17 protein-coding genes and 1 tRNA gene are annotated in these 18,033 nt (G+C 33.0%); 7 read left to right on the top strand and 11 right to left on the bottom strand.

Translation table 11 applies throughout. The annotated features are described in order from the left end of the window. Nucleotides 1–16 precede the first annotated feature (16 nt). Nucleotides 17–667, bottom strand: coding sequence for a hypothetical protein (locus AA089_RS02240; RefSeq protein ID WP_046755279.1), 651 nt, complete (start codon nt 665–667; stop codon nt 17–19). 95 nt (nt 668–762) lie between these two features. On the opposite strand from AA089_RS02240, the gene AA089_RS02235 reads away from it, so the two are divergent. Further along, nucleotides 763–1,689, top strand: coding sequence for an SPFH domain-containing protein (locus AA089_RS02235; protein WP_046755278.1), 927 nt, complete (start codon nt 763–765; stop codon nt 1,687–1,689). A gap of 79 nt (nt 1,690–1,768) precedes the next feature. Beyond that, on the top strand, nt 1,769–2,299 hold the full coding sequence (locus tag AA089_RS02230) for a hypothetical protein (protein ID WP_046755277.1): 531 nt from the start codon (nt 1,769–1,771) through the stop codon (nt 2,297–2,299). A gap of 350 nt (nt 2,300–2,649) precedes the next feature. Here AA089_RS02230 and AA089_RS02225 read toward each other — a convergent pair whose 3' ends face one another. The 3 genes from AA089_RS02225 to AA089_RS02215 form a co-directional block, all read right to left on the bottom strand. Next, the gene (locus AA089_RS02225; RefSeq protein ID WP_046755276.1) at nt 2,650–6,261 is read right to left on the bottom strand and encodes a S8 family serine peptidase; all 3,612 of its coding nucleotides are present in this window, start codon (nt 6,259–6,261) and stop codon (nt 2,650–2,652) included. A 218-nt stretch (nt 6,262–6,479) separates the two neighbouring features. Continuing rightward, on the bottom strand, nt 6,480–7,781 hold the full coding sequence (locus AA089_RS02220) for a tetratricopeptide repeat protein (RefSeq protein WP_046755275.1): 1,302 nt from the start codon (nt 7,779–7,781) through the stop codon (nt 6,480–6,482). Between the two features lie 95 nt (nt 7,782–7,876). Further along, nucleotides 7,877–9,913 (bottom strand): glutamine--tRNA ligase/YqeY domain fusion protein, encoded by a 2,037-nt coding sequence (locus AA089_RS02215; protein ID WP_046755274.1) that lies wholly within the window; start codon nt 9,911–9,913, stop codon nt 7,877–7,879. A gap of 131 nt (nt 9,914–10,044) precedes the next feature. On the opposite strand from AA089_RS02215, the gene AA089_RS24155 reads away from it, so the two are divergent. The 5 genes from AA089_RS24155 to AA089_RS02195 all read left to right on the top strand — a co-directional run bounded on the left by AA089_RS24155 (nt 10,045) and on the right by AA089_RS02195 (nt 12,096). Then, nucleotides 10,045–10,254 (top strand): zinc ribbon domain-containing protein, encoded by a 210-nt coding sequence (locus tag AA089_RS24155; RefSeq protein ID WP_082113171.1) that lies wholly within the window; start codon nt 10,045–10,047, stop codon nt 10,252–10,254. A 254-nt stretch (nt 10,255–10,508) separates the two neighbouring features. Continuing rightward, entirely contained in the window at nt 10,509–11,084 is a 576-nt protein-coding gene (locus tag AA089_RS02210; protein WP_046755273.1) for a Panacea domain-containing protein, read from the top strand. Between the two features lies 1 nt (nt 11,085). Beyond that, nucleotides 11,086–11,529 (top strand): hypothetical protein, encoded by a 444-nt coding sequence (locus tag AA089_RS02205; RefSeq protein WP_046755272.1) that lies wholly within the window; start codon nt 11,086–11,088, stop codon nt 11,527–11,529. 8 nt (nt 11,530–11,537) lie between these two features. Then, complete coding sequence (gene folB / locus AA089_RS02200; RefSeq protein ID WP_046755271.1) at nt 11,538–11,894, top strand: dihydroneopterin aldolase; 357 nt, start codon at nt 11,538–11,540, stop codon at nt 11,892–11,894. Nucleotides 11,895–12,025: 131 nt separating this feature from the next. After that, nucleotides 12,026–12,096, top strand: a tRNA-Cys gene (locus tag AA089_RS02195). Between the two features lie 70 nt (nt 12,097–12,166). Here AA089_RS02195 and AA089_RS02190 read toward each other — a convergent pair. The 7 genes from AA089_RS02190 to AA089_RS02160 form a co-directional block, all read right to left on the bottom strand. After that, nucleotides 12,167–12,808 (bottom strand): LysE family translocator, encoded by a 642-nt coding sequence (locus AA089_RS02190; protein ID WP_046755270.1) that lies wholly within the window; start codon nt 12,806–12,808, stop codon nt 12,167–12,169. A 120-nt stretch (nt 12,809–12,928) separates the two neighbouring features. Next, nucleotides 12,929–13,600, bottom strand: a complete 672-nt coding sequence (locus tag AA089_RS02185; protein ID WP_046755269.1) for a head GIN domain-containing protein — start codon at nt 13,598–13,600, stop codon at nt 12,929–12,931. 211 nt (nt 13,601–13,811) lie between these two features. Then, nucleotides 13,812–14,099, bottom strand: a complete 288-nt coding sequence (locus tag AA089_RS02180) for a hypothetical protein (RefSeq protein ID WP_156168867.1) — start codon at nt 14,097–14,099, stop codon at nt 13,812–13,814. A gap of 305 nt (nt 14,100–14,404) precedes the next feature. Next, nucleotides 14,405–14,887: a hypothetical protein gene (locus AA089_RS02175; RefSeq protein WP_046755267.1), complete on the bottom strand. Its 483-nt coding sequence runs from the start codon at nt 14,885–14,887 to the stop codon at nt 14,405–14,407. Between the two features lie 35 nt (nt 14,888–14,922). Continuing rightward, complete coding sequence (locus AA089_RS02170; protein WP_046755266.1) at nt 14,923–15,690, bottom strand: hypothetical protein; 768 nt, start codon at nt 15,688–15,690, stop codon at nt 14,923–14,925. Nucleotides 15,691–15,710: 20 nt separating this feature from the next. Continuing rightward, entirely contained in the window at nt 15,711–17,525 is a 1,815-nt protein-coding gene (locus AA089_RS02165) for a hypothetical protein (protein ID WP_046755265.1), read from the bottom strand. Nucleotides 17,526–17,608: 83 nt separating this feature from the next. After that, nucleotides 17,609–17,938: a YbjQ family protein gene (locus AA089_RS02160; RefSeq protein WP_046755264.1), complete on the bottom strand. Its 330-nt coding sequence runs from the start codon at nt 17,936–17,938 to the stop codon at nt 17,609–17,611. Between the last annotated feature and the right edge of the window lie 95 nt (nt 17,939–18,033).

Here is an 18,033-nt window from a genome sequence, read left to right as displayed (position 1 = left end):
GCGCTTTTTCGTGTTACTACAAATAGAAAGTGGCTAAAACACTCAACTGTTCTGTATTTCCTTTCAATTTTTTATTGTCAACTGTCAGTTTATTTAAAACGTTTGAAAATCCATATTCGTATTGCAAAGAAATTTTAAATACTTGAAATCCTCCTGATATTCCTATAATTCCCATAACATTAAAGCGTGATGTTTGGCGCGCATCTTTTGCTGTAAATGTATCATACCCTTGTAATGTATAGTCTTCAAATTTGCTGTCAATTTCAAATTTATCAGAAAGTTGCACGGCTGGACCAAATTCTACACTAAAGTGTTTTTCACTAATTTTATAACTTCCGAGTACACCTATTTTGGCTGCCAATAAATTGAATGGTATTTCTTCATTTTCAGATACCAACGTTTCTCTTCCTAATATATTGAATTCATGAAAGTTAAGATGTAAAAAATAAACCATATCAAAACGTCGAGCCACAGTTCCACGGGTAGATAATCCTCCTTGAAAACCGACAGCATTGGTAGTAACCAGATCATTTGTACGGATATCAAATAGATGCGCACCAGCCGAAATTCCTAAGCGGTTGTAGTCATTATAACGACTTTGTGAAAAAGATTTTGTAACAAAAAGTAGGGTTGTTGCTACTAATAGTAGAAAATAGGTTTTGTTCATTTTGGGAGTACTTTTGATTAAAGTTGCCAAAAGTATCCTTTTTTACACAAAAAAAAATTATTTTTAATCACACTAACATTTAAAACATACACGTTATGCCACATCCCATCTTTATAGTATTGATTGTTCTTGCAGTCATTATACTGTTATCGTCATTCTTTATTGTAAAACAGCAAACTGCAGCTATTATTGAACGTTTCGGACGTTTTAATAGTATTCGCCAATCGGGTTTACAGCTAAAAATTCCTTTGGTAGATAGAATCGCAGGGAAATTAAGTTTAAAAATTCAACAATTAGATGTAATCATCGAAACCAAAACATTAGATGATGTATTCGTTCGTTTAAAAGTTTCTGTACAATACAAAGTAATTAAGGATAAAGTATATGATGCTTTTTATAAGTTAGATTATCCACACGATCAAATTACATCGTATGTATTTGACGTTGTACGTGCCGAAGTTCCAAAAATGAAATTGGATGATGTATTCGTTAAGAAAGATGATATTGCAATTGCAGTAAAATCTGAATTGAATGATGCCATGATGGAATATGGTTATGATATCATTAAAACGTTAGTTACAGATATTGATCCTGATGCGCAAGTAAAAGCGGCAATGAACCGTATTAATGCGGCTGACAGAGAAAAAACTGCTGCACAATATGAAGGAGATGCACAACGTATTTTAATCGTTGAAAAAGCAAAAGCAGAAGCAGAAAGCAAGCGTTTACAAGGACAAGGTATTGCAGATCAGCGTCGTGAAATTGCACGTGGTTTAGAAGAGTCTGTAGAAGTATTAAATAAGGTTGGAATTAACTCGCAAGAAGCATCTGCCTTAATTGTGGTAACACAGCATTATGATACCTTACAAGCTATTGGTCAGGAAACAAATAGTAACTTAATATTATTACCAAATTCACCACAAGCAGGAAGTAATATGCTCAATGATATGGTTGCTAGTTTTACGGCAAGTAATCAAATTGGAGAAGCTATGAAAAACGCTAAAAACAAGAAAGGAGAATAATATTCTCTATCAAAACACACAACCCGAAACAAATTGTTTCGGGTTTTTTATATCTTAAAAACTTTAAAATACACTAATCATGATTAAAAAAATCACTTTCCTCCTATTCGTTTTTTGTGCTACCTCAACAATGTATGCACAAGATATGGACGCTATGAAAAAAAGTGCCATGCGTGATGCACAAGCGGCGTGTGATGCTACTTTAAAAGAAGATTTTAAAACCTTACTTACGTATACACATCCAAATATTTTAAAAGCTGCTGGCGGTGCTGAAGTTATGGAAGAATACTTAATATCTACATTCAACCAAATGAAAGCTGGCGGTTTTGCTTATCAAGTCGCTGAAACCAAAGCTGTTTCAGATATTGTAAAAGAACAAGGCGAGTATCGTTGTTATGTTGAAAATTATAACGTAATGACGATGAACGATAAACGTATTATTTCTACAAGTTATATGTTAGGGTTTTATAATGAAACTACTAAAAAATGGAGTTTTGTGGAAGCTAAAGAGATGAAGCCAAACGGAACTATTATTTCATATTTTCCAGATTTTAAAACTTCATTGAAGATTCCTGAAAATGTAATGAAAACAGAAGATATTAAAAAATAATATGATTCAAGTTTGATGTATTGCTGAAAGAAGTTTAAAATGCCGTTTTTCACATAATAATACAATTATATACATTTAAAAAAGATCCTGCTCAACGGCAGGATTACTTGTATATAGGTTTTTGTGTTTTAAGTATGTTTTTAGAGAGTTTTGAAGAGCGCTAAACTAAGTAGTTTCAATTTTATTTTAATTGCATGAGAACGCTCTATTTAAAGCAGTTTTTTATAACTGTTTTCAATAGTAAACTGTATAAAAATCAACATTATCTATACTTCTTTAATGGATAAAAAAAATCCTGAGAATGTACTATTCTCAGGATTTTTAGAATTTGGTTGGATTGGTGTTGCTTTTTAGTTGACGATTAATTTTTTCGTCACCACTTGATCACCTACTTTGATTTTTACAAAGTATAATCCTGTTCCGTATGCAGAAACATCTAAACGTTGTTGTGCTCTTGCACTAAAACGAGTTTCTTCAATTTTAGAAATTGATTGTCCTAAGCTATTTAGTAACTCAACTTCGTATGTGTTTCCAATTGTTGTATTGATAATAATATCTACATTACTTTTTGCAGGATTTGGATACATAGAAATAGCGCTTTCTAATGCATTTTCTCCAACAGATAATGTACTTTCAATAGAAATATTATCTACAAACGTACTGTTACTGTAATCGTTGATATTCACAAATCTTAATAAGATATCATTTCCAACATATGGTGTTAAGTCTACCACTTCTGTTCTCCAGTTTGTAGCACTGTTTGGTACCCAAGCAGCATTTACATTAGGAACAGTAGCTAAGTTGGTTCCATCTTTAAAATAGATTTGCGTATATGTTGCTCCACAATCAACAGAAACTTCTACACGTAATCCGTCGTTATAAGCGGCAGACCATTGTGCTTTTGCTAAATCGAATTTTAATTCGGCAGTTCCGTTAAAGTTAAGATCAAAATATTCTGTTGTAAATGTATCTTCTTCTCCTCTAGTTGAGTAGTTTGCACCATCGACAAAGGCAGCTGTTGTTGAGCTTCCATCAGCACCTATAACATTTGATCGTCCTTGCCATGTTCTTGCGCCATCAGGATTGTCTAATACCCAACCTTCTGGTAAAACAGGGTTTACTTCAAACGACTCAAGAAAGTCTACCGAAGTTCCGCTTACTTGTGCAAAGAAATCTAGTGACTTTTCATCATTGTTTACGTATTCGTCTCCTGATAATGATGTCCACACTTTTAACGTATTTGCTCCGTTCGCAGTTAATGTTACTGGTGTAGCAAAGCTAAATGTGTCTGACGCTCCTGAAGCTAATGTTCCGTTGTACATTTCTTGTACTACAGGATCTGTTCCAATTTGATACGTTATCATAAAGTTTGTTTGCGGATCTGTACCATCATTTTGAATATCTACTGATACTATAATTGAACCTGCGTTACAGATCGTTTGGAAGTCTGAAGCATCATTATTGATTGTACTTACCGACAAGTCTTTAGCTAATACACAGTTAAATAATACGCCTGCTAAGTAGCTTCTTGCATTGGTACGTAAACCAGCCCATCCATTTCCTCCTTTTGCACTTACAGCAAACCATAGTGGGTCAGCTGGATCAGCAATTGGGAATGTATGTGATGTTGTGGTAGAGTTTCCAATAACTTCCATGTATTTTTGTCCTAATACATACACATCATATGATGTTGCACCTTGAACGGCATTCCAAGAAATTGTTGCTTCCGTAGGGCAAACAGACTGAATAGAGACACCTGTTACACGTTGTGCAATTGAGAAATTCTCTGGGCTTTGATCTGTTAGTGTTCCATTTGTAGCTCTTATAATACACTGACCAGAAACATTATTAGGTACTGTCCAAGTGTAGTTTCTAGTAGCTGGAGGCAATGTTGCCATTGTTGTCCAAGTAGCTCCATTATCTACAGAGAATTCTAATGTAGTAGTGTTCACAGCATTTACAGCATCCCAATGAATAGTTTCTTGTGTTGCTGGTACAAAACGTTCGCCACCGATTGGATATGTCATTGTTAATCCATCAGTAATGATTTCATACACTACATAATATTTTTGTGGCCCAACAGGAACGTTGAATCCGGCAACATTAATGTTATATGTTCCTGCTGCTGGATTGTTGATCAATACTTGCTCTACATTGTTTAAACGGTCAACTCCTGTACCCGCTGCTAAATTTAGTAAAGCCGAGTTTGGTGTAGTGTTTAATACCCATGGTTGGAATGTTGCACTTGTTGGATCAGTTACAACTAAATCTAAGTCATTTACTAAAGCTGGTGCAGCTCCTGGCGCAGCAGCTACATCACTCCAATATACCATAAAACGAACTTGTGTCGTATTTGCTGGTACTGTAATTGAGTGATTATTATTTGCACCTTGTGTTACTGTAGCGTCTAAATAACGTCCTTCTTCAATAAGCATTGCAGCTCTAAGTCCGTTAACCATTCCCCATCCGAAGCTGAAATCTGGTCCTACATTTCCGTAATCATTTGCTGTGTTTAATAATGTAGCTTTGATTAAGGCTGATTCTGGAAATGCACCTCCATTTAAATCTGCATATGCTTCGTATAATTGTGCTGAAACTCCTGCGATTCCTGGTGCAGCTCCTGAAGTTCCTCCAAACGTTTGGTATGTATTGTTTTCTGCTGTTGATACTTGATTTTGACCGTGTGCAGTGATATCTGGCTTAATACGACCATCAGCTGCAGGTCCACGACTACTAGAACTCGCTAATTGTCCGTTAAAGAATGTGTTTGCTGTTGCAATTACATTTTTTCCTTGCTTGTGTCCACCCGTAATATTTCCCCATCCGGCTCCAGCTCCGTAACCACAGTTACTTGTTCCTGAATTACCTGCTGAGAATACGTGAAGTAAACTTGGAATTGTATTTGTTTGCTCATCTACTGTACGAGTAACAGATGTGTAACCTCCATTACAACCATTACCATAAGATGAGTTAGTAATTTGTACCGTTCCAGCATTGATTAGGTCTGTTGTTGCTTGGTCTAAGAATGATGTTACATATTGTACAACATACATATCAGATCCAGCAGCCATTCCTTTGTTCGTAGGATCTAAGTTACCAGCTCCCGCCATGATTCCACCTACACCGTCTCCGTGTGTTGGTCCTGTAGTTGATGTTGCTGAGTTGTCAACACGTCCTTGAAAGTCAATATGAGGACCAACAAAACCGTCATCACGATTCATTACTCCTACGCCTGCTCCAGTATAGTGTCTACCAGTTGGCGTTTGCGAGTCAAGGTTTGAAGCTCTGTGAATACTTCTTCCTCTAATATCTTCTTTTACCGCTGGTGGTGGAATTAATTCTAACCACTTTACAAATGCTTGTCCTGCGACTTCATCAATTTTTTCATAAGGAAGTGCAATTTGAAACATGCTTTGTCCTTTGTAATCTTCTAGAATACTTACAGATCCTAATTTTGTTAATTCTTCAGCAACATACGCTTTTTCAATAAAGTCATAATGTTCTAATGTAACTAACACATTGTTGCCTTGCATAGCATAGCTGTCAATGTTGTTAAATTTGATTTGTGAAGATTTTTTAATATTACTTGTAACAGGAATTATTGAAATAGCACCTGAGTTTCGTAAAAAGGATACTTCCGTACTTTTTGGAAAGTAAAATAAATACGTTTGATCTGGATAGTACTCAATAAGTTTAAGATTTCTAGCTACAAAATCATTTTGAATAGCTTGTGTTGGTGTTTGGTTGAAACGAATCCAACCGAAATATCCATCATTAAATTCTGCTGATTCAGGCATAGAGTTCCAATCAAATGATGAAATGTTGTTTGGCATCGTGATGATTTCGTCCTGGAAAAGCACTGTGTTTTGAGCCTTTATAACGGAACAATTTAAGAAAATTGCGGCCACTAGTAAAGGGAAGAAAGAACCTAGCAAGTTCTTTACAAGGGTAATTTTTTTCATGACAATTTTTAATTAAGTTATAGGTATTAATAAAACTTACGATTTTTTTATTACTGCTTCCAACAATGATTTAAAAACGTGTTTTACTTCTAAAAGATTGTCAAAAAAGTAATTAGCTTGCTAATATACTAATAAGTTTGCAAAAAAATGTTACATTTTTTAAGGATCTAAACTCTTTTGTTAAAGAATTTGTAGGATTTTTACAATGATTTCAGCCTTTAATTTTCATTCCAGTATTTTTTGGCTTTGTCCCAAAGTTCTTCTCCACCTTCTTTGAGTTGTTCTTCAGCTGCTTTCAATCCGTCTTCAGTAGTGTATTTTTCTAGGTTTTCAATGAATTCTTTGGTGGCTTCTATTTTGTCAAAAGTAGCATCTACATTTTCAAAACCTTGTTTTTTCATAAAATGTTTCCAATTGAGCTCTTTTACGGTATTCCATGTATATTTCGTTACTATTTTACTTAAAAAGTATTTGTCATATACCGAATTTAGCACTTTTCCTGATTCTCTATTTTGCAAATATCCTATGGATTCATCTATTGTTTTCTTTTCCTTTTCGGAAAGCATGGTACTTTGTTTTAACAATTGTAATGATGCAATCGCTTTTTCAGCATCTTCATTTTTGAGGTGTATATAGGTTTCAACTGCCAGCGTTAATTCTGTTTGTATGCCCAAATGATTCATGATATTTAGAAATGCTTGAAAATCTTCCAAGGCGCCTTGTTCTTTTTCATCACCTATAAGTAATCGATCTACGCCGCGTAGAAGGTAATGTATTGCTAAACTTACATCGTATGCTTGTCGTTTGGATGTGTTTTTTCCATGTAAATACTGATAATATTCAGAAAAATCAATATTACCACTTTTTTCAATGTATTGAATGTTTTGCGTCAAATCTTCTTCGGCTAAATAGGTCAATCCTTTTTCTACATACAAGATCGCTCTAATGTATCTAAAGAGACATTTTGCTTCACTTTCAGGAGTATTTTCAATGTCAATTTTCATGATTTCATAGATGGCAATTTCCCTTCCTAAATCTTTGGAAAGGATAGAAGCTATGGAAAAAAGTAAGTGTTCCAACGATTTTTGTTGCCGTATTTCTTCTGCTGAATATTGTTTTTTACGATCAGTGTCAAATTCAAAAATTGAAGGTAAAACGTCCTCATCCGTTTCTTTGATGAAGTCTTTTATTTGCATGAAATCTTTGTACAAATCGATGTAATCTAACGCTGTTAATTCGTCATTTTTTAATTTTTTATCATACAATTGAGAAAATTGTTGAATGTTGCCGAGTTTTTCCTTTATAGGTAATAATTCAGGATAGGTTTCTTCCGAAACGTACGAAGCTTTGTAGGACATTTTGAAATATTTCCACAATAATACTTTGTATGAATGTATGCTTTCTTCCAGCTCTAATCGTTCTTTTTCAATAGGAGTGAGGCTGTCATCTTCTAGAAAAGAACAACTACTTAGGAAACATAGTGTAACTAATATGATAGTTTGGTAAACGAAGGTTTTCATGCGGTTTTTGTTCATAAATCACAATATACAATTTAATTTAAGCACAAAAAAAGCCATACGTTCGTACGGCTTTGATTTATATTATATCCTAATTTTTACTGTAATTGTTGTGCTTCTGCCACTAATAATTCGTTTTTATCATCCAGTGCTTTTTCAATGAATTCTGTGACGTTTTCAGTGCGTTCTTGTCCATTTTTGAGCAATACACCAAGCGTTAACATTGCGGCAATACGTGTTCCTGCTTTTTTAGCTGCTGTGTTGAATAAAGGTTCTAAATCTTCATATGCAACATTTTCAGCCAATGCTTGAATCTTCTCTTTTGCTTTTTGTTGTTTTTCTTCAGGAAGATTGGTGTACTTTTTACCCAATTGTTTTATTTCTTCAATTGGTGGACGTTGGTGTTGTTGTTTTTGTTGCGGTTTCGCTTGATTTTGCTGTGGCTTTGGTTTCTGTTTTGCCCATGTATCACGCAATCCGACCGTTTTATTGAATACTAATTTTTCAGCTGTAGAATCTTTATCTACATTGAAATATCCTAAACGTTGAAATTGAAAACGATCTTCAACTTGTGCTTCTTTTAGAAACGGTTCTACGTATGCTTTTACAATTTTTAACGAGTTTGGATTTACAAACTCCATATAGTCTTTGTCTTTGTGACTGTCTGGCGCTTCATCTGAAAATAAACGATCGTACACACGAACCTCAGCTTCTATAGCATGCGCAATGGAAACCCAATGCAATGTACCTTTTACTTTGCGTACACTGGCTTCTGTGCCGCTTCCACTTAGACTATCTTCATCATAAGTACAGTGAATTTCTGTGATGTTTCCATCAGCATCTTTTACTACATTTTCTCCTTTGATGATGTACGCATTTTTAAGACGCACTTCTTTTCCGAGCGTTAGTCTAAAGTATTTGCTTCCTGCATCTTCTTTGAAATCTTCACGCTCTATATATAATTCTTTTGAGAATGGAACTTTGTGACTTCCAGCGTTTTCATCTTCTGGATTGTTTTCTGCTTCTAACCATTCTACTTTTTCATCTGGATAGTTGGTAATGATCAGTTTTACAGGATCTAAAACCGCCATTACACGGTTAGCCGTTTTGTTCAGATCTTCTCTGATACAGAATTCTAATAATGAAACATCAATTACATTTTCACGCTTTGCAACACCAACCGTTTCTACAAATTTTCGAATAGCTGCTGGCGTATAACCTCTTCGGCGCAAGCCTGAAATTGTTGGCATTCGTGGATCGTCCCAACCAGAAACAATGTTTTCTTCTACCAATTTGAGTAATTTCCGTTTACTCATAATGGTATAACTTAGGTTGAGTCGTGCAAATTCGCGTTGTTTTGGTTGTAGCGGATATTCGTCTTTGCTGTATTTGTATACGTTTTCTTTGAACCAATCATAGAGTTTACGATGCGGTTTAAATTCTAATGAACATAAGGAATGTGATATTTGTTCGATGTAATCACTTTCGCCGTGTGTCCAATCGTACATTGGATAAATACACCAATCGTTTCCTGTACGATGATGATGTGCGTATAAGATTCTATACATAATTGGATCGCGCATGAGCATGTTTGGATCTTCCATGTCAATTTTGGCGCGCAATACATGTGTACCTGCTTCAAATTCGCCATTTTTCATGCGCTGAAATAAGTCTAGGTTTTCTTCCACACTTCTGTTGCGATACGGACTGTTGGTTCCAACTTGCGTTGGCGTTCCTTTTTGTTCCGCCATCGCTTCTGAAGTTTGCGAATCTACATAGGCTTTTCCATCTTTTATCAATTGAATTGTCCAATCGTATAATTGCTGAAAGTAATCTGAAGAATAACATTCGTTTGCCCATTGATAACCAAGCCAAGCAATATCACGTTTGATGGCATCTACATATTCTTGTTCTTCTTTGGCAGGATTGGTATCGTCAAAACGAAGGTTTACAGGCGCATTGTATTTTTCACCCAAACCAAAACTAATACCAATAGCTTTCGTGTGTCCAATATGTAAATATCCATTTGGTTCTGGTGGAAAACGAAAACGGAGTTCGTTGGTTGACATTCCGTTTGCTAAGTCTTCTTCTATAATATGCTCAATAAAATTGAGTGATTTTGTTTCTTCTGTCATGAGAATAAGTGCTTCTTCAAATAAAAGCGTAAAATTAGCGAATTAATGTGAAATAAGAATCTGCTTTTTTGTTTGTAACAAAAGTTTCTTTTTGGATACTGATTTTATGAATCAAAAAACTAAAAATAATCATGCAACATTCAAATTACTCCTGTCCAAAATGCAATAATAGAACCTACAAAGTAGGAGAGATGCGTGCTACTGGCGGACGTTGGTCTAAGATTTTCGACGTTCAGAGTGCAAAGTTTACTTCTGTAAGTTGCGAGCGCTGTTCGTATACCGAGTTTTATAAGGCAAAAACGAGTGCGATTAGTAATATTTTTGATCTGTTTACGAATTAATATTTTAAGAGAAAAATAAAGATCATTACGCTTTTGTAATCAATAAGTAAGATTTGATACAGCTTTTGAGATAATACGTTATTTTTGCATTCTTAAAATGAGAATAATTCTTGACTTAAGCTTATTCTTTTTATTAACCATTTACTGCAACTACAAGCTTGACTACAATAAATTCAAAAAAGTTTCCTAAAATTTCGTAAATTTGTATGTAACATTATATTAATCTTTAATGTTATTATAGAATACATTTAAAAATGAGTAAGTTTTATACAACATATAATCCTGAGCATCTTTCAAAGATTGGTCATACAATTATTTTCTTGGCTGAGAATATTGAAAACTTATCTAAAACAAAGATTCTTAAATTATTATACATTCTTGATGAATTATCTATCAAGAAAGGTGGAATTCCATTTTTAAATTTGAAATATAAAGTTTGGAAGTTTGGACCTGTTTCAGAAGATATTTTCATAGAACTTTCAACGGAACCAACGCTTTTAAAAAATTATATAGAGAAAACAACGAATTCAGATGGTCAGACTTTTATTCAACCTAAGGTAAAATTTAATGATGACGAATTTTCACAGAATGATATTGAACTTTTGCAATTTGTAACTGATAATTTCGGAAAGAAAACAGCAAAAGAACTTGTTTCGCATACCCACAGAAAACTCTCTCCTTGGTACAATACTGCCAAAGAGAATAACATTTTGGAATTATTAATTAATGAAAACATTAGTAATTCAGAATATATAATTGATCTAAGTCAGTTAGTGAGTCATGATGAGAGAAAAACAGCACTATACAAAGACTATTTAGCATATCACTAATATGTTTGAAGAAGGCACTATTGTTTATTTTGATCCTTTTTATTTTAAAAATGGAAATACCGCTAAATCAAAATATTTTATTGTTTTAAAAAATACTGAAGATAAAAGTATCCTCGCATCACTCCCTACAAGGAAAGATTCTATACCAACTGAATATCTTGTTGAGCAAGGTTGTATTGAATTACCAAATATAAATTTTAATTGCTTTGTCTTTTCTCCAAAAATAAATATTACTACTTGTCAAAAAAGTTTTGACTTTCCAACTCATGTTTATGGTTATCAAATAGACTTATATAAAACAGATTATTTACAAGAAATTTATCCTATTGAAGGTACAGATTATATCATTTGGGGAAAAATGAAGAAAGCCATATTTAATGATCTTATAAATTGCCTCAAAACATCAAAAACCGTAAAAAGAAAATTTATTAAAATATTAAGTTAAATCACTATATGGGAATTATTCGTGTGACTAACATCAACGTGTATGCGTATCACGGTTGTTTGGTAGAAGAGAGCAAAATTGGAAGTGAATATCGTGTCGATGTTGCTGTAAAAGCTGATTTGCAACCTTCAGCAGTGAGTGATAATTTACAAGAAACAGTTGATTATGTGCATGTCAATAGGATTGTAAAGGAAGAAATGGCAATTAGATCTGCGTTGTTAGAACATGTTGCCAAGCGTATTTTGGATCGTATTTTTAAAGAAATTGTAATTGCAGAAGAAGCAACCGTTGAAGTTTCTAAGATCAATCCGCCAATTGGTGGCAACGTAGAAATGGTTACGATTGAGATGACACAAAAACGTTAGATTTTCTTTTTTAGGGTTCTGAAAAAGTAAGAATTAAAAAAATGTTAGATTTTCATCTGTAACATTATGGGTATTTAATGTTTCTTTTTTGTTGCATAAAATGTAAATTTGGTTAAATTTGCATCAATAATGGCGTCGTGGCCGAGTGGCTAGGCAGAGGTCTGCAAAACCTTGTACAGCGGTTCGAATCCGCTCGACGCCTCTACAAAAAACAAAACCTTCTGAATATCAGAAGGTTTTTTTGTGTTTATATGTTTTCTTTTTTAAACGATTTAGAATTTTAGTGTCGGAAATACACCTTGAAATATCATTGCTGCACCAAATACGATGATGAGAATACTGACCCATTTTTTCGTTTTGAAGATAAAACGTGGTGTCATTTTGCTTTTTAATTTTTTTGCAAGTAAAATTTTTGCTACGTCCGTAATTAACATACTTATTAAAACGGTTGCAAGAAATGCTATAACACCTTCTGAGGTAGTTGTAAGTGCATTTGCCATGACGATAACGCCTATCCAACCTGCTAAGACACCAAAGTTGATAAAGTTGAGCAGAAAGCCTTTAATGAATAATCCTAGGAGATTTTTTTTGGTATCTACACTGTAATGTTCACGGACAATTTGCCGAAATGATTTTGATGTTTTTATGTACGATATGACGCCAAAGACGCAGAGTATGAGTCCTCCAAAAATGATTAGGTTTGGATCATCTTTTATTTTGTCTAGAATTCTACTTGTACTGTAATAAGCAAAGACAATGAAAACAATATCGGCAAAGATGGCGCCTAAGTCAAAGGTTAGTGCGCTTCTGAAACCTTTTGTGATACTGGTTTCAATGATGATAAAGAATACTGGACCTACTGCAAAAGCAAGTATGAATCCGTAAAGTACCGCATATAGTAAGCCATCAAACATGAAACAAAAGTACTAAAAGTAATATGATTTATTTTGTATTGCTCTTGAAATATATGAAACGAAAAAACGTCCAAATGGTAGCTTGGACGTTTTTGTTTGATTGATGATGTGCTGTAATTGTTATTTTACTTTTATTTTTCCTCCGAAGAGTTTGTCTTTTTTTATCGTTTTTGGATCGCCATATATTTCTATATATCCGCCAGCTCTTACTTTGGCTTCAGCTAATACGGAAGCATTTATAGAAGCTTCGCCACCTGCACTTACTTTTACTTTTGTTTGTTCGGTGCTGAGTTTTTCGCCTTCATAAATTCCGCCAGTGTTTAGGGTAACTTCTTGAATTTTTGCTTTTCCTGATGTATTGATAATTCCGCCAGTAACTGCGCGTACTTCTAGATTGTCAACTTCTAAACCTACATTTATTTTTCCGCCTTCTTGTGCTTTTAGTCTTAGAAACGGAACTGTCATCGTTTCGTTGGCAACGATTTCGGCACCTTCATTGGCATCAATCACACTGATATTTGTATAATATACTTCTACAAAGGTTTGATTTCCGTCGAAACTACGATCGAATTTCATACGTATTTTTAGTTTTCCTTTCTTGTTAACAATTTCTACATCGTCAACATCGGCTCCTGTAATGACAACTTTGTTTTCGTCAGATTTGATGAGGTTGATTTCGATAAGGTCAAAAACTTTTACTTCGTTGAAGTCGCCTACTTGCTTTTCTAACGGTTCTTGCGCAAAAGCTGCCACTGTGATAAGGCAGAAAATGAACGTGATGATATTTTTCATGATGAATGTTTTAGTGTTTGTTGATAAAGAGCATAAAGAAAACGGTTTGTTACAGTTTTTATTTAAATTTTATTGAATTCTGGAAAATAGTAAATAGTAGAAAAGCCCGATTTGTTGAAAATTGGGCTTTTTTGTTATTTTATGTTTATATCATTTATCTAAAGGCTGTGCTTAAACAACCATAATCAAATTGGTTTAATAACTCGTTAGTTTATTGAATTCTCGTGAATAAGTTTAGACTACCTTTTTCTGACGTGATTGATAACGTTGTAATTCCATTATTACCTACATGAATACCATTAAAAACATCACATGTAATATCTGAATCTGAATCAATAGTTTTTAGAAATAAATCATTTGAGAACGAAGTATTAGTATCACAAGTATTTGTTAGAGAATATGTATATGTGTCTTCTAGTACTCCTTCGTAATAATCTTTTCTTATATTATTCTCTAAAAACTCTATTTTCCATAGATTATCATCATTAGAGACCCACATTCCTAGTATATTTACTTCAACTGAATCTCCATTTTTATAATTAAAAGAAGAACTTATAATTACTAAAAATATCGATGCAATAACTAGAGTATATCTTTTAAATTTAATCGTTTTCATCATAATATTATTCTATACAAGTTATGGAATCTTTTGCTTTATTAAATCTTTTCTTACGATCTTTTAGTCCTCTTTTTTTCTTACCATTCACTTTTCTGGTAACTTTTGATTCAGAGGCAAAGTCATGTAAGAGCAGGTAAATCCTGTTGTTGAGAATAAAAGTAATAGTAGTAATATGTAATTATTTTTCATTGTTTTTTGAAGTAATTAATATTCCAATCTACTCTATATAAGAAAATCTTATCGTCTTGATTTTTTTTTCTATCTATTAAATAAATTACTTTGTTAAAGTTTTGGTTGTAAAACTTTCTTCTTTCTTCTTTAGAAAGCTTTCGTAATAAACGATGTGTTAATATTTCTTTCTTACGTTTCTTTAAAAAATTACATTTTCTTACAATTGGAGTATTCTTAATTATAGTATCTGACTCTTTTCTTTTAGTTAAATACATGAACCAATAATAATCATTGTTTAATTTTCCGAATTTCACTTCATATTTTTTTCCATATAAATCTGGAGCTTGATACAGTCTCAAATCTCCTTTATATGTGTACTCATTTTTTTTATGTTTGAAATAGTAGTATAGCGTATCTTGTTGGCTAAAGTCTTCTAAGCTTTGAGACATTGTTAATTGACTAAATCCGATAAAAAATATGATGATAAATGATTTCATAGTTGTTTATCTTATTTCAAGCATCAAAATTTAATTTATCTAAAAAAATCTGATAAATATCCTTTACTATTCTTTTTACTTTTTCCATAATATATAATTACCAAATATTTTGAGTTATTGGGAGTGCTATTTCGTTCACCTTTGTAGCGACTAGCCCATTCTGTATGTTTTAAGAATTTCTTTATTTTCCGATCTATTCTATGTTGAAATCCTCTCACTTTTTGTACACATTTCACTTTTAAATTTTCTTTGAACGTAACTTCATAAATGGCAAAATCAGTATTTAACTCAATTCCTCTATAACTTCTTAAAAATATGTCTAAATCTTTAGCTGAAAATTTAATTGTATTGGTAAAGTCTATATTTTTTGATTTTAAGGCACGTAATATTTGTATTTTTTTATGGTTTCGTTTTTTTATGAATTCAATAGTATCAGCTTTATTTAGAAAAATTGGCTCTGAACATGTTTCAAGATAATAGCTTCCATTATCATGCTTTTTGAGATATACCAATACTTCTTGTCCTTCGTCAATAAAGATATCACAAGAATCATTAAAATCTCTTCCATTGTTCCCGTGTATGTATATTGATTTTGTTTCGTTTCCTTTGTATAATTCTTTGATTTCAATATCAGCTTTATAATAGCGTTCTCTTCCTTTATTAGTGTATATTTTTTTGACAATAATTTTCCCTACAAAATCAGCTTGTGTAAATTTATAGTGTATCGGAGAGGTAAAGCATTTACACGCGTATCCGTTTATAGAAAATAAAAGAAATAGAATTAATATGTGAAAATGTTTCATTTATTTTAGAATTATATTAATTATTCATTACAAGTATCAAAATTAAAAGGTTCTTGATAATCTCCTTCATTATTTATGAGTGTATTATATTTATTAAATAAAAATTCATGTCTTTCATCCGAAGTTATTTCTTGATTGAAGGCATTTGCTTGTTCTAATCCGCTTAAAGTCATGTAAAATAAACAACCTTCTAATAAATTTCCTTGAGCATCTTGTTCATTTTCCCAATGCCATTGTTCTGGTTCATCGGAACTGACATCCCAATAAAAATTATAAAAATAGCTTTGATCTTCAGTAGCCACTAAATCTGGTTGTATATCATTCAGAATTTGTTGCATATAAGGTACTAAGATATCAAACATTAATGAATGTTCATTTACGGCTGTGCTTAAACAACCATAATCAAATTGGTTTAAGAGTTCATCCAATTCTTGATTATTTAATCCAACTACTGAAGTTCCCGAACTGCATTCATAGGCTTTTACTTTTAAATATGCATGTACGCATTCATGAATTATGGTTTGTGCGTTGGTTAATGGATGCTTATCTCCACTAAAATGATTTTTATTAAGTACTATAACCTGATTTCTTACATTTCCAACATCAGCTTCATTTCTTCCTGCTTTATCATCTGGCAAATCTTCTAGCTTAAAGGTAACATTTGCTTCCATGCTTTCGCCAAAGGTATTGGTAAATAAGTTTTTAAAGGCTGGTAATTGTGTAAGTTTATTGTAAATACATAAGAATTTTTTGTTTTCATTGGTTGGTAAAGTAATGCTATCACATGGAATTCTAATTTCGCTTAAATCTACATTGAAAGGAGATTTTGAACTGTAATATGTATTGAAGCTTCCAATATCCATATTACATAATTCGTCATCCGTTAAAATGACACCAACATCACCATCATCACACGGATCTGTTGGATTTCTTTTGACATATAATGAACTGTTTGAAACATTTCGTTGAGCTACGTGAATCCCATTGCAGTCAGTTACTACAAGTGCACTTCCATTACAGCAAGCATGACCGCTAGGGCTATGTCCATTTGCATATTGTATTCCACAACCACAATCGGCATAACTCCAACGCAAGCCACAATCGTCATTGTCTGAACTTGCAAACCAACCACCATTTCCTGTATTATCAGTTGAAGTGTCTGTACCATTCGTATCACTACCAGGAATTCCTGCACTTGTACTGGAACTACTTGTTGTTCCACCTGAAGGTTCGTCGTTTGTGTTGGAAGTATCATCTACAGGTTCATCTGGACATGGGGCAAATTGTCCTTGATCATCCGTAACTATTCCTTCACTAACCGTAATACTTCCTATAGCGTTACCATCCGCATCAAAGGTTTCAATAGTTCCATTAAATCTTGAGAAATCAACAGCTGTGCCTTCATCATTGTAAGGAATTGAACCGTTAAATGAATATTTTAGAAAGTATTCATAGATCGTATTTTCAGTTTCTACGATAATTAAATTGATGACAACATTTGTATCGTTTGGATCAATTATTTTGAATGTATGTTTTGTATTTGTTTCATTGATGACAACGATTTCTTTACTTGTATCAATGATTCCTAATGGCGTATTTTTGGAGAGAAACGAAACTGTAGCTAATTTTACGCTATTTTTCTGAGTTGTTATGGAAAATGTATTATTGGTTTTCTGTTTGATGTACTCAATAGCTTTTTTGGAAACTTCCGTTCCTTTTTTAATTTGTACTTTTTGTGGTGTTTCTGCTAGTATATTCTTTGTAGTATCAATATCATCATTGTGACACGCTACTAGTAACCAACAAACACAACAAATTTTTATAAGTATTCTCATAAAATATTGTTATTTACTTTAAGAGAACAATTATAAAATTATTCTTACAATTTAAACTATGGTTTTACCTTACTTTTTATTTTTTAAGAATTGCGCTTATGCTGCGTTTTTACTGCCGTTCCAGTGATGCTTACCAGTACAGCACCACCTGAACTTATTTCCATATCAACATTGATTCCTACAACGGCATCTGCGCCTAATTTTTCGGCATTTTCTTTTAGTTTTTGAAAGGTTGTTTCTTTTACAGCTTCGATAGCAGTTTCTATTTGTGCGTAGTATTTTTTCATGTTAAACATGTCTTTGAACGAAACGCCTTTGTAACTGTAGTTGACATTGTAGGTCATTCCAGTAACTAAACCTAGATATTCAATGATTTCTTTGTTTTCGAAGTTGTTGGTTGTTGTAAATATCATAGTATATTTATTTTTGATGGTTGTTTTTAGATGTATGCAGTTAGTATATTTTTTTCTGAATTTGTTACATAGTTCATAGTAATGAGAAATTAGTA

The organism is Kordia jejudonensis, from assembly GCF_001005315.1.
Lineage (GTDB): Bacteria > Bacteroidota > Bacteroidia > Flavobacteriales > Flavobacteriaceae > Kordia > Kordia jejudonensis.
This window is presented reverse-complemented; position numbering and strand designations above follow the sequence as displayed.

Excerpts from the sequence above, each read along its gene's own strand:
- AA089_RS02210 (WP_046755273.1), top strand. The coding sequence starts at position 10,509 with ATGAGTAAGTTTTATACAACATATAATCCTGAGCATCTTTCAAAGATT.
- AA089_RS02185 (WP_046755269.1), bottom strand. The coding sequence starts at position 13,600 with ATGAAAAATATCATCACGTTCATTTTCTGCCTTATCACAGTGGCAGCT.
- AA089_RS02205 (WP_046755272.1), top strand. The coding sequence starts at position 11,086 with ATGTTTGAAGAAGGCACTATTGTTTATTTTGATCCTTTTTATTTTAAA.
- AA089_RS02180 (WP_156168867.1), bottom strand. The coding sequence starts at position 14,099 with ATGTGGGTCTCTAATGATGATAATCTATGGAAAATAGAGTTTTTAGAG.
- AA089_RS02225 (WP_046755276.1), bottom strand. The coding sequence starts at position 6,261 with ATGAAAAAAATTACCCTTGTAAAGAACTTGCTAGGTTCTTTCTTCCCT.
- AA089_RS02240 (WP_046755279.1), bottom strand. The coding sequence starts at position 667 with ATGAACAAAACCTATTTTCTACTATTAGTAGCAACAACCCTACTTTTT.
- AA089_RS24155 (WP_082113171.1), top strand. The coding sequence starts at position 10,045 with ATGCAACATTCAAATTACTCCTGTCCAAAATGCAATAATAGAACCTAC.
- AA089_RS02215 (WP_046755274.1), bottom strand. The coding sequence starts at position 9,913 with ATGACAGAAGAAACAAAATCACTCAATTTTATTGAGCATATTATAGAA.
- AA089_RS02165 (WP_046755265.1), bottom strand. The coding sequence starts at position 17,525 with ATGAGAATACTTATAAAAATTTGTTGTGTTTGTTGGTTACTAGTAGCG.
- AA089_RS02235 (WP_046755278.1), top strand. The coding sequence starts at position 763 with ATGCCACATCCCATCTTTATAGTATTGATTGTTCTTGCAGTCATTATA.
- folB (WP_046755271.1), top strand. The coding sequence starts at position 11,538 with ATGGGAATTATTCGTGTGACTAACATCAACGTGTATGCGTATCACGGT.
- AA089_RS02160 (WP_046755264.1), bottom strand. The coding sequence starts at position 17,938 with ATGATATTTACAACAACCAACAACTTCGAAAACAAAGAAATCATTGAA.
- AA089_RS02220 (WP_046755275.1), bottom strand. The coding sequence starts at position 7,781 with ATGAAAACCTTCGTTTACCAAACTATCATATTAGTTACACTATGTTTC.
- AA089_RS02170 (WP_046755266.1), bottom strand. The coding sequence starts at position 15,690 with ATGAAACATTTTCACATATTAATTCTATTTCTTTTATTTTCTATAAAC.
- AA089_RS02230 (WP_046755277.1), top strand. The coding sequence starts at position 1,769 with ATGATTAAAAAAATCACTTTCCTCCTATTCGTTTTTTGTGCTACCTCA.
- AA089_RS02175 (WP_046755267.1), bottom strand. The coding sequence starts at position 14,887 with ATGAAATCATTTATCATCATATTTTTTATCGGATTTAGTCAATTAACA.
- AA089_RS02190 (WP_046755270.1), bottom strand. The coding sequence starts at position 12,808 with ATGTTTGATGGCTTACTATATGCGGTACTTTACGGATTCATACTTGCT.